Below are 11,881 nucleotides of genomic sequence, written 5' to 3'. Positions count from 1 at the left end.
TCAGACCGGCGGCTGCCCCGGGTCCCCGGCGACCACCCTGAACTGCGCGCCGTCGGGGTCCCGCAGCGTGGCCAGCGGCGGCTGGGCCGAGAGGTCCTGGTCGACCACGTGCCCGCCGTTCTCGGCCGTGGCCCGCACACACGCCTCGACGTCCGCGACAGTGAAGTGGACCTGCCAGTGCGGGCGGACCGCCGGGTCCGGATCGGCCTCGACGGCGCCCGAACTCAGCCGGGCCGTGGGGCGGCCCGCGCTGTAGACCACCACTTCTTCCTGTTGGTAGCGCACCTCGCAGCACTCGGGCCGCCCGCACGCCCAGTCGAGGACCTCGCCGTAGAAGATGGCGGCGTCGAAGGCGTCGCGCGTGCGCAGCCGCAGCCACGCGGGCGCCGAGTGGAGTTCGCTGCGCCAACTGGTGAGGATCTCGCCCTCCCAGATGCCGAAGACGGCGCCGTCGCGATCGGAGAGCAGGGCCGCGCGCCCGTTGGGGAAGGGGATCGGGCCCACCGCCGTCGTGCCGCCGCGCTCCCGCACGCGGCTGACCGTCTCGTCGGCGCTCAGCACCGCGAAGTAGGGCGTCCAGGCCACCGCGATCTGGAGGGACGAGGCGATGGCGCCGACCCCGGCCACGGGGTCGCCGTGGGCCGTGGCGACGGAGAACTGCTCGCCGAGCTTGGCCGGGCGGAACTGCCACCCCATCACCGCTCCGTAGAACCTTTGTGCGGTGGAGAGGTCGCGTGCCGTCAGGCTGACCCAGCAGGGGGCGCCGACCGCCGACTCGCTCAGCACCGACCCGGTCCTGGTACTCCGGCCGTTCCCGCCCGGGGCCGTCGTCGCGTCCGGACCCGGAGGCGTCCTGTTGTCGTGGTGCATGTGCAACCCGTCCTGGAATCGAGGCGCCCTGAAAGATCAGTCTGGCACCTGTGCTTTCGGGCTCAGCGGGAGGCTCGGCGCCCTGCCGCCCTCCAGTGTGGGCAAGAGGACGGGCGCCGCGCCACTCGGCCGGGCGCCTCACCGTGCCGGTCGCGTCGGCCTCTTCGTGCGGCTCCGGGCCAGGGACGACCGCGAGAGCAGCAGCAGACTGTGTGCCTGGAGGACGACCTCGCCGTCCGCCTTGTGCTCGGCCTCGTCCGAGAGGCCCAGCGGGTCCGAGGTGTCGATGCGTGCCGTCCAGCGTTCCCCGTACGAGGCGTCCGGGAGCCGGAAGACGACCTGCTCGCGGTGGCTGTTCAGCAGGAGCAGGAAGGAGTCGTCCACCACGGGCCTGCCGCGGGAGTCGGGCTCCGCGATCGCGTCGCCGTTGAGGAAGGCGGCCACGGCATGGGCGTCGGGCCGCTGCCAGTCGCCCTCCGTCATCTCCCGCGCGTCGGGCCGCAGCCACACGAGGTCCGGCAGCGGCTGGCCCTCGTGCGTGGCGGTCTCCCCGCGGAAGAAGCGGCGCCGCCGCAGCACCGGGTGCGCGGCACGCAGCGCGATGGCCCGCCGGGTGAAGTCGACGAGGTCGCGCTGGTCGTCGTCGAGGTCCCAGTCGATCCAGGAGATCTCGTTGTCCTGGCAGTAGGCGTTGTTGTTGCCCCGCTGGGTGCGGCCCAGCTCGTCGCCGTGGGCGAGCATCGGGATGCCCTGCGAGAGCATGAGGGTGGCGAGGAAGTTGCGCTGCTGGCGCGCGCGCAGCTCCAGGATGCCCTCGTCGGTGGTGGGGCCCTCGACGCCGCAGTTCCACGACCGGTTCGCGCTCTCGCCGTCCCGGTTGTCCTCGCCGTTGTCCTCGTTGTGCTTGTCGTTGTACGAGACGAGGTCGCGCAGCGTGAAGCCGTCGTGCGCGGTCACGAAGTTGACGCTGGCGCGCGGGCGGCGGCGGTCGTGCTGGTAGAGATCGGAGGAGCCGGTCAGGCGTGAGGCGAACTCGGCGAGCGAGTGGTCCTCGCCGCGCCAGAAGTCCCGTACGCAATCCCGGTACTTGCCGTTCCACTCCGACCACAGGGGCGGGAAGTTGCCGACCTGATATCCCCCCTCGCCGACGTCCCAGGGCTCGGCGATGAGCTTGACGCGGCCCACCACCGGGTCCTGCTGCACCAGGTCGAAGAAGGCCGAGAGCCGGTCCACGTCGTGGAACTGGCGTGCGAGGGTGGCGGCCAGATCGAAGCGGAAGCCGTCCACGTGCATTTCGGTGACCCAGTACCGCAGCGAGTCCATGACCAGCTGGAGGACGTTGGGGTGCCGCATCAGCAGGCTGTTGCCGGTGCCGGTGGTGTCGAAGTAGTGCGCCGGGTCGTCCTGGGCCAGGCGGTAGTACGAGGCGTTGTCGATGCCGCGGAAGGCGAGGGTCGGGCCGTTCTCGTTGCCCTCGGCGGTGTGGTTGTAGACCACGTCCAGGATCACCTCGAGCCCCGCCGCGTGGAGCTTCTTGACCATCGACTTGAACTCGGTGACCTGCTGGCCGCGGGAGCCGCGCGCCGCGTAGGCGTTGTGCGGGGCGAAGAAGCCGATGGAGGTGTACCCCCAGTAGTTGGACAGGCCGCGGTCGCGCAGGAAGCCGTCCTGCACGTACTGGTGCACCGGCATCAGCTCGACGGCGGTCACCCCCAGCGCGACGAGGTGGTCGATGACCGCCTCCGTGGCGAGGCCCGCGTAGGTGCCCCGCAGCTCGTCGGGGACGCCCGGGTGCGTGAGGGTCAGGCCGCGCACATGCGTCTCGTAGATCACGGTCTCGGCGTAGGGCCGCCGCAGCGGCCGGTCGCCCTCCCAGGGGAAGGACGGGTCCGTCACCACCGAGAGCAGGGTGTGGGCGGCGCTGTCGGCGGGCTCGGGCCCGTCCGCCGCGCGTTCGTAGAGAGCGGCGTCGTTGTCCACCTGCCCCTCGAACGCCTTGGCGTAGGGGTCGAGGAGGAGCTTCGCCGGATTGCACCGGTGGCCCGCCGCGGGGTCCCAGGGGCCGTGCACCCGGTAGCCGTAGCGCTGACCCGGGCCGACGCCGGGCAGGTAGCAGTGCCAGATGAAGCCGTCGACCTCCGGGAGCGTGATGTTCCGGTGGGTGCCGTCCTCGTGGACGAGGACGAGGTCGACGCGGTCGGCGACCTCGCTGAACAGGGCGAAGTTGGTTCCTTCGCCGTCGTAGGTGGAGCCCAGGGGGAAAGGGCGTCCGGTCCAGGTGCGCACGCTGCTGCCTCCGTACGGGTGAGCGTGGTCTCGGTCTGTCCGCGGCGCCGGTGAACGCCCGAGGACGCCGGCGCCGCGGCTTCCCCAGCGGGGTCGCCGCGGCCGCGGGCGCTGCCGAGGAAGCAGGGCGCTCACATGGTGGTCGCCGTGCGCGGCTCGGGGGACGACGCCGTGGATCGCTCCACCATCCTGGGCCAAGATGCCTCGGCGCGCTGGGTGTGGGCACCCGGGGCGGCTCCGACGACCACCGGCTCCTCCTCCGCCGGAGTCGCGAGCGCGGCGACGGGCACCTCCCGCGGCAGCGGGCGCGCCACCCGCAGTGCGGGTGCGGGCGAAGGGGGCGCCAGCGGGGCGCGTTCGGGACACCGGGCGCGGTGCGAGAACCAGATGATCTTGCCGTTGGTCGCCGGGTAGTTGCCCCAGCCGTCGCTCATCGCGGCGATCTGCGCCAGGTAGCCCTGCGGGCCGTAGTGCGGGTGCGGAAGGTCCCGCTCGTTGTCCGACACGGCGGTGATGAGGTGCTGTCCGTTCCACCACATCTCGACCACGGCGTTCTTGTCCGTTCCGTGTTCCTCGACCGCCCGGAGCAGCACACCGGCGCAGTGGCACACGGGCTCGACGAGAATCCCCAGACCCCAGTGCCGGAGATGTGCGGCCAGAATGCGCCTGACCTGATCGATCCTCTCCGGGCTGATCTCCACCTCGAGGTGGTAGTAACAGGGGATTGCAGTCTTCATCGCGCTTGGCTCCTCTCAGCGAAGCCCCGGTTTCATCGGCTCTGTGAGCCGAGCCCCGAGCACGAAGCGTGAACACTGATCGCTTCTGAGTCAGTCTCAGGGTGGGAGCACTGCTCCATTCGTGCAACACGAGCAGGTCAGACCCGGTCGTTGAAGATCCAACAGGACGCTGCGTGGTCACGCGTGCACCATGGGTTGGAAGCTTGACCGACATGGGTCGAGGGCGTGACCGTCCGGAGAACGAGAAGGTGACCAGCGTGTTGCTGCTGCCTACGAAGGCTGAGGTCGCGCGGCATCTGGACCAGTACCGGGCGTGGGAGCGCTTGTTGCTCGCCGACCCCGCGGACCGCGCCGTGCGGATGCACTTCGAGAACACCGCGTACACGCTGTGCGTACTGATGGGCGAGAGCACGGCCCGGCTCGCCGCCGAGGCGGCCGAGCACTACCTGGGGCTGCGGCCGGCGCGCCGTCAGCAGCAGGCGTCCGGCGTCCGCCCGGTCGTGCGCCGCCGCCGTCCGCGCCCCGCGCGCCAGAGCCTGGCAGAGGAGAGAGCGATGACCCGAGCTCCGCAGTCGGGCCCGGCCGCCCCGACGACCTCATCGGCGCCCACGGGCCCGGTCCTTCTCGGCGTGCCCGTCTCCGACGTCCGTCCCGTGATCGACTGCGGCCGCCGCCCGGTGAAGGCCGTCCCCGGCGAAACCTTCCAGGTCACGGCCACGCTCTTCGGCGAGGGACACGAGCCGGTCGGCGCCAATGTCGTGCTGCTCGGCCCCGACGGGCGGGCCGGCCCCTGGACCCCCATGCGCGAACTGGCCCCGGGCAGCGATCGCTGGGGTGCGCGGGTGACGCCGGACGCGGAAGGCCGCTGGACGTACGCCGTCGAGGCGTGGGCGGACCCGGTGACCGGCTGGCGCCGCGCCGCCGAGGTCAAGATCCCGGCCGGTCTCGACACCGAGGTGACGCTCGAAGAAGGGGCGCTGCTGTACGAGCGTGCCGCCGACGGAGTGCCGGACGGCCCCGGACGCCGGACGCTGCGGGCCGCCGTGGACGCGCTGCGCGACGAACTGCGGCCGCCTGACGGCCGCCTCGCGGCAGCGCTCGCCCCGGAGGTGGACGCGGTGCTCGCCCGGCACCCGCTGCGTGAACGGGTCACCCGCTCGCGCGCGTTGCCCCTCGTGGTGGAACGGCGGCGGGCTCTGTTCGGTTCCTGGTACGAGTTCTTCCCGCGTTCGGAGGGGGCTGTGGTCCGGGAGGGGGAGCCGCCGGTGTCGGGGACGTTCCGCACAGCTGCCGAGCGGCTGCCGGCGGTCGCCGCGATGGGCTTCGACGTGGTGTACCTGCCGCCGATCCACCCGATCGGCACGACCTTCCGCAAGGGCCCCAACAACTCGCTCTCCTCGGGCCCCCAGGACGTCGGTGTGCCGTGGGCGATCGGCTCTCCGGAGGGCGGACACGACGCCGTACACGCGGACTTGGGGGCCCTGGAGGACTTCGACGCCTTCGTGCGGCGTGCGGGGGAGCTGGGTCTGGAAGTCGCGCTGGACTTCGCGTTGCAGTGTTCGCCGGATCATCCGTGGGTGGACAAGCACCCGGAGTGGTTCCGGCACCGGGCGGACGGCTCCATCGCCTACGCGGAGAACCCGCCGAAGAAGTACCAGGACATCTACCCGCTCGCCTTCGACCGGGACTTGCCGGGGCTGATCGCTGAGACGGTTCGGCTGCTGCGGTTCTGGATGGGGCACGGCGTACGGATCTTCCGCGTCGACAATCCCCACACCAAGCCGGTCGTGTTCTGGGAGGAGGTGATCGCCCGGATCAACGGCACCGACCCGGACGTCATCTTCCTCGCCGAGGCCTTCACCCGCCCCGCCGTCATGCGGGCGCTGGCGCAGGCCGGGTTCCAGCAGTCCTACACGTATTTCACCTGGCGGAACACCAAGCCCGAACTGACCGAGTACGTCACCGAGTTGTCTCGGGAGACCGTGCACTTCCTACGCCCGAACTTCTTCGTGAACACACCCGACATCCTGTCCGGGTACCTCCAGGACGGCGGTCGCCCCGCCTTCGAGGCGCGGGCGGTGCTGGCCGCCACGCTCGCGCCGAGCTGGGGCGTCTACGCGGGCTTCGAACTGTGCGAGAACACCGCGGCCGGACCGGGCAGTGAGGAGTACCTGCACTCGGAGAAGTACGAACTGCGCCCGCGGGACTGGGCGGCGGCCGAGCGGGAGGGCCGCACCATCGCGCCGCTCATCACCACTCTCAACGGGATCCGCCGACGCCACCGCGCCCTGCACCAGCTCAGGAACCTCCGTTTCCACCACGCCGACAACGACGCGCTCATCGTCTACAGCAAGCGCGAGGGCCAGGACCTGGTCCTGGTGGTCGTCAACCTCGACCCCCACCACACCCAGGAGGGCACGGTCCGTCTGGACCTGCCGCACCTCGGTCTCGACCGGCACGAGACGGTGCCGGTGCGCGACGAGTTGAGCGGCGAGACCTACCAATGGGGTGACGCCAACTACGTGCGTCTCGGTCCGGGCGGCGCCCATGTGCTCGTCCGGCCGGAGCCGGGGGAGAACGGAGGGTCACCCACATCATGATCGTCAACGAGCCCGTCCAGGACACCTTCGAGGACACGCCCGCCAGCAACCGGCATCCCGACTGGTTCAAACGCGCCGTGTTCTACGAAGTACTCGTGCGTTCCTTCCAGGACAGCAACGGCGACGGCGTCGGTGACCTGAAAGGCATCACCGCCAAGCTCGACTACCTCCAATGGCTCGGCGTGGACTGCCTCTGGCTGCCCCCCTTCTTCAAATCCCCCTGCGCGACGGCGGCTACGACGTCTCCGACTACACCGCCGTCCTCCCCGAATTCGGCGACCTCGCCGACTTCGTGGAATTCGTCGACTCCGCCCACCAGCGCGGCATGCGCGTCATCATCGACTTCGTCATGAACCACACCAGCGACCAGCACCCGTGGTTCCAGGCCTCACGCACCGACCCCGAAGGCCCCTACGGCGACTACTACGTCTGGGCGGACGACGACAAGGCCTACAGCGACGCCCGCATCATCTTCGTCGACACCGAAGCCTCCAACTGGACCTTCGACCCCGTCCGCAAGCAGTACTACTGGCACCGCTTCTTCTCCCACCAACCCGACCTCAACTATGAGAATCCGGCAGTCCAGGAAGAAATCATCGCCGCTCTGCGTTTCTGGCTCGACCTGGGCATCGACGGATACCGCCTCGACGCCGTGCCCTACCTCTACGCCGAAGAGGGCACCAACTGCGAGAACCTCTCCCAGACACATGAGTTCCTGAAGCGCGTCCGCGCCGAGATCGACGCCCTCTACCCCGACACCGTCCTGCTCGCCGAGGCCAACCAATGGCCCGAGGACGTCGTCGACTACTTCGGGGACTACGCCAAGGGCGGCGACGAATGCCACATGGCGTTCCACTTCCCCGTCATGCCGCGCATCTTCATGGCCGTACGCCGTGAATCGCGCTACCCCGTCTCCGAAATCCTCGCCAAGACCCCCGCGATCCCCTCCAACTGCCAGTGGGGCATCTTCCTGCGCAACCACGACGAACTCACCCTGGAGATGGTCACCGACGAAGAACGCGACTACATGTACGCCGAATACGCCAAAGACCCCCGCATGCGCGCCAACATCGGCATCCGCCGACGCCTGGCCCCCCTCCTGGACAACGACCGCAACCAGATCGAACTGTTCACCGCACTCCTGCTCTCCCTGCCCGGATCCCCGATCCTCTACTACGGCGACGAGATCGGCATGGGCGACAACATCTGGCTCGGCGACCGCGACGCCGTGCGCACCCCCATGCAGTGGACACCCGACCGCAACGCCGGCTTCTCCTCCTGCGACCCCGGCCGCCTCTTCCTCCCCACGATCATGGACCCCGTCTACGGCTACCAGGTCACCAACGTCGAAGCCTCCATGTCCTCCCCCTCCTCCCTCCTGCACTGGACCCGCAGGATGATCGAGATCCGCAAACAGAACCCCGCCTTCGGCCTGGGCACCTACACCGAACTCCCCTCCACCAACCCCGCCGTCCTCGCCTTCCTCAGGGAGCACGAGAACGACCTGGCACTGTGCGTGCACAACTTCTCCCGCTTCGCCCAGCCGACCGAGCTGAATCTGCGGGCCTACGACGGACGTCACCCGGTGGAGCTGATCGGCGGGGTGCGCTTCCCGGCCATCGGCGAACTGCCTTATCTCCTCACGCTGGCGGGCCACGGCTTCTACTGGTTCCGCCTTACCGAACAGCCACGACGTCCGGCCGCACGCACGGTGCGCTTTTGAAGGGACGTGTCGCATGCTGAAGACCGCAACGCAGTCGCCCGGAAGCCTCAGCCCGCCGCGGCTGCTGACCTCATTGGCCGGAATACTTCGCGCGTGGCTGCCCGAGCAGCGCTGGTTCGCCGGCAAGGGCCGGCCCGTCGCCGACCTGGCCGTCCTGTCCATGACCGAGCTGCACCCCGGGTGTCTGCACCTGCTGATCCGCACGGGGCCCGCCGGGCCTCCCGAAGACTGCTACCAACTGATCCTCGGCGTACGGGAACACCTGCCGCACCGGCTCCACCACGCGGTCGTCGGCCGCCCCGAAGCGGGTCCGCTCGCCGGCCTCACCGTCTACGACGCCCTCCTGGACCCCTGGTCGGCGGGGCTGCTCCTCGAACGCCTGCGGGTCCCCGGCGAGATGGGCCCCCTGCGCTTCGAGCGGGACGCGCGGACCGTCGTGCCGGAGGGGCTGCCGCCCCGGCTCCTCGGCGGGGAGCAGTCCAACACCTCGCTGGTGTACGGGGACGCGTTCATCCTGAAGCTGTTCCGCCGCGTGCAGTACGGCGTCAACCCGGACCTGGAGGTGCCGTGGGCCCTGGCCCGCCGTGGCTGCGCCCGGGTACCCGCCCCCGTGGCCTGGTTCTGGACGACCGAGCCGCGCACGGCGACGCTCGGCGTGCTCCAGCCGTTCCTGCCCGAGGCGACCGACGGCTGGACCCTCGCGCTGCGCTCCCTCTCCACGGGCGAGGACTTCACCGACGAGTCCTACGAACTTGGGCGCGCCACCGCCGAGGTGCATCTCGCGCTGGCCCAGGCCTTCGGCTCCGAGCCCCCGGACCCGTACGGGGGCAGCCCGCTGGCCGCCGCCATGACCGGGCGCCTGGAGACCGCGGCCCGGCAGATGGAGGCGCTGGTCCCCTACGTGTCCCGGCTGAAGACCGCGTACGGCGCCGTGGCGGGCCGCGGCCCCGGCCGAGAGGCCCAGCGCGTCCACGGCGACCTGCACCTCGGTCAGGTGCTCAAGGCCCGGCAGGAGTGGTTCATCATCGACTTCGAGGGCGAACCCGCGCGCCCGCTCGACGAACGCCGGCGGGCCCAGGCCCCGATACGGGATATCGCGGGCATGCTCCGCTCCTTCGACTACGCCGCCCACAGCCGCCGCCCATGGCGCTCCCAGTGGGTGAAGCGCTGCCGGGAGGCCTACTGCGCGGGGTACGCGGCGGAGTCGACGTGGGATCCGCGTACGGAGGCCGAGCTTCTGCGGGCCTACGAGACGGACCGAGCGGTGTACGAGGCGCTCTACGAGGCCCGCCACCGCCCCGACTGGCTGCCCGTCCCCATGGCGGCGATCGCCCGCCTCGCAGAGGAGAGCTGACGCCATGCAAACGACCGCGATGACAGCAACGGCAGCAATGTCAGCAACGGCAGCGACAGCAGCAGCCCCGGACCGCGTTCCCGCCGCCCCGCTCGACGCGCGGGACCGGCAGCGCCTCCTGTCGGGCACGCACCACGACCCGCACGCGCTGCTCGGCGCGCACCCGGTGCCCGGCGGCGTCGCGTTCATGGCCCTGCGCCCGCACGCCCGGTCGGTCACGCTCGTCACCGAGGAGGGGACGGCCGGGCTGACCGACATGGGCGACGGCCTGTTCTCCGGTGTGCTGCCCCTCGCCGCGATCCCCGAGTACCGGCTGCGCGTGGCCTACGACGACCAGGGCGCCGGGATCGAGTGCGAGGACCCCTACCGCTTCCTGCCCGCACTGGGCGAACTCGACCTGCACCTGATCGGTGAGGGCCGGCACGAGGAACTGTGGAAGGCGCTGGGCGCGCACCCGATGATCCACCAGGGCGTCGCCGGCACGCGTTTCACCGTGTGGGCGCCGAACGCGCGAGGGGTGAGGGTCTGCGGGGACTTCTGCCACTGGGACGGGTCCGCCGCCTACCCGATGCGCTCGCTCGGCTCGACCGGCGTGTGGGAGTTGTTCGTACCCGGGATGGAGGAGGGGGCGCTCTACAAGTTCGACATCGCCCGCCCCGACGGCTCGCACACCCTGCGCGCGGACCCGATGGCCCGCCGCGCCGAGGTGCCCCCGGCGACCGCGTCCGTCGTCACGCGCTCCACGTACGTGTGGGGAGACGACGCGTGGATGGAACACCGCGCCGAGCGCCCCGTCTGCCAGGCGCCCTTCTCCGTGTACGAAGTCCATCTGGCCTCGTGGCGACCGGGGCTGACCTACCGCCAGCTGGCCGAGCAGCTCACGGCCTACGTCGCCGAAGCGGGCTTCACCCATGTGGAGTTCATGCCGGTGGCCGAACATCCCTTCAGCGGGTCCTGGGGCTACCAGGTCACCGGCTTCTACGCCCCGACATCCCGCATGGGCACGCCCGACGACTTCCGCCACCTGGTCGACACGCTGCACCAGGCGGGCATCGGCGTGATCCTCGACTGGGTGCCCGCCCACTTCCCCAAGGACGACTGGGCGCTGGCGGCCTTCGACGGGGAGCACCTCTACGAGCCGCAGGACCCGCGGCGGGCCGAACACCCCGACTGGGGCACCCTCACCTTCGACTACGGCCGCAGGGAAGTGCGCAACTTCCTCGTCGCCAACGCCAGTTACTGGTGCGAGGAGTTCCACATCGACGGGCTGCGCGTCGACGCGGTCGCCTCCATGCTCTACCTCGACTACTCGCGCGACGAGGGGCAGTGGGCCCCCAACGAGTCCGGCGGCCGGGAGAACCTGGACGCGGTCGCGTTCCTCCAGGAGATGAACGCGACGGTCTACCGGCGCTCTCCCGGAGTGGTCACCATCGCCGAGGAGTCGACGGCGTGGGACGGGGTCACGCGCGCCACGCACGACAGCGGGCCGGGCGCCCCCAGCAGTCCGGCACGCGGCGGCCTCGGCTTCGGCCTGAAGTGGAACATGGGCTGGTCGCACGATTCGCTGGAGTACATCAGCCGCGACCCGGTGTACCGCGAGTACCACCACAACGAGATGACGTTCGCGATGGTGTACGCGTACAGCGAGAACTACGTCCTGCCTCTCTCGCACGACGAGGTGGTCCACGGAAAGCAGTCGCTGGTCTCCAAGATGCCCGGCGACTGGTGGCAGCGGCGCGCCAACCACCGTGCCTACCTCGGCTTCATGTGGGCCCACCCCGGCAAGCAACTCCTCTTCATGGGGCAGGAGTTCGCGCAGGGCGCCGAGTGGTCACAGGAAGGCGGCCTGGACTGGGGGCTGCTCGACCGCTCCTATCCGGCGCGGCCGGACCACCATGGCGTCCTGCGGCTGGTACGGGACCTCAACCACCAGTACCGCGCGACGCCCGCCCTCTGGGAGCGGGACAGCGAACCGGCCGGATTCTCGTGGATCGTGACGGACGCGGCCCAGGACAACGTCCTGGCGTTCCTGCGTCATGCCGCGGACGGGGCGCCGCTCCTCGCGGTGTGCAACTTCTCGCCGGTCGTCCGCGACGCCTACCCGCTCGGTGTTCCCGAGGAGCCGCACGCCTGGCGGGAGGTCCTCAACACCGACGCGGCCTGCTATGGCGGCGGGGACGTGCGCAACCCGCAGCCGCTGAAGCCCGAACCCGAGGGCGCCCACGGCCGCCCGGCCCGCCTGCGCGTCACCCTGCCGCCGCTGGCCACGGTGTGGCTGCGCCCGGAGTGACGGCAGGCGGAGACCGGAACC

The 11,881-nt window shown here is 70.6% G+C and carries 6 protein-coding genes and 1 pseudogene; 4 read left to right on the top strand and 3 right to left on the bottom strand.

The window, feature by feature from the left end; genetic code table 11:
- The 3 genes from CP975_RS03520 to CP975_RS03510 all read right to left on the bottom strand — a co-directional run bounded on the left by CP975_RS03520 (position 1) and on the right by CP975_RS03510 (position 3,893).
- On the bottom strand, positions 1 to 870 hold the full coding sequence (locus CP975_RS03520; RefSeq protein ID WP_055526797.1) for a VOC family protein: 870 nt from the start codon (positions 868 to 870) through the stop codon (positions 1 to 3).
- 138 nt (positions 871 to 1,008) lie between these two features.
- Positions 1,009 to 3,156 carry a glycogen debranching protein GlgX gene (gene glgX, locus CP975_RS03515; protein WP_055526796.1) on the bottom strand — a complete coding sequence of 716 codons (2,148 nt, stop codon included), beginning with the start codon at positions 3,154 to 3,156 and terminating at the stop codon, positions 1,009 to 1,011.
- Between the two features lie 131 nt (positions 3,157 to 3,287).
- On the bottom strand, positions 3,288 to 3,893 hold the full coding sequence (locus tag CP975_RS03510; RefSeq protein WP_078593603.1) for a pep a2: 606 nt from the start codon (positions 3,891 to 3,893) through the stop codon (positions 3,288 to 3,290).
- Positions 3,894 to 4,150: 257 nt separating this feature from the next.
- On the opposite strand from CP975_RS03510, the gene CP975_RS03505 reads away from it, so the two are divergent.
- The 4 genes and pseudogenes from CP975_RS03505 to glgB all read left to right on the top strand — a co-directional run bounded on the left by CP975_RS03505 (position 4,151) and on the right by glgB (position 11,860).
- A complete protein-coding gene (locus CP975_RS03505; RefSeq protein WP_199782846.1) occupies positions 4,151 to 6,493 on the top strand; it encodes a maltotransferase domain-containing protein in 2,343 nt (780 codons plus the stop codon).
- Positions 6,490 to 8,216: pseudogene (gene treS, locus CP975_RS03500) on the top strand (maltose alpha-D-glucosyltransferase). The gene CP975_RS03505 and the pseudogene treS overlap by 4 nt, the downstream one beginning before the upstream one ends.
- 13 nt (positions 8,217 to 8,229) lie before the next feature.
- Positions 8,230 to 9,570, top strand: a complete 1,341-nt coding sequence (locus CP975_RS03495) for a maltokinase N-terminal cap-like domain-containing protein (RefSeq protein ID WP_055536208.1) — start codon at positions 8,230 to 8,232, stop codon at positions 9,568 to 9,570.
- 37 nt (positions 9,571 to 9,607) lie between these two features.
- The gene (gene glgB / locus CP975_RS03490) at positions 9,608 to 11,860 is read left to right on the top strand and encodes a 1,4-alpha-glucan branching enzyme (protein WP_055536207.1); all 2,253 of its coding nucleotides are present in this window, start codon (positions 9,608 to 9,610) and stop codon (positions 11,858 to 11,860) included.
- The last annotated feature ends 21 nt before the right edge of the window (positions 11,861 to 11,881 follow it).

Origin of the sequence: Streptomyces alboniger, assembly GCF_008704395.1 — a bacterium.
Classification (GTDB): Bacteria; Actinomycetota; Actinomycetes; order Streptomycetales; family Streptomycetaceae; genus Streptomyces; species Streptomyces alboniger.
The sequence above is the reverse complement of the archived record's forward strand: the minus strand, read 5'-3'. Positions and strand labels throughout refer to the sequence as shown.

What these genes read in the sequence shown, in the direction of transcription:
- CP975_RS03520 (WP_055526797.1), bottom strand. Translation starts at nt 870, where the DNA reads ATGCACCACGACAACAGGACGCCTCCGGGTCCGGACGCGACGACGGCC.
- CP975_RS03510 (WP_078593603.1), bottom strand. Translation starts at nt 3,893, where the DNA reads ATGAAGACTGCAATCCCCTGTTACTACCACCTCGAGGTGGAGATCAGC.
- CP975_RS03495 (WP_055536208.1), top strand. Translation starts at nt 8,230, where the DNA reads ATGCTGAAGACCGCAACGCAGTCGCCCGGAAGCCTCAGCCCGCCGCGG.
- glgB (WP_055536207.1), top strand. Translation starts at nt 9,608, where the DNA reads ATGTCAGCAACGGCAGCGACAGCAGCAGCCCCGGACCGCGTTCCCGCC.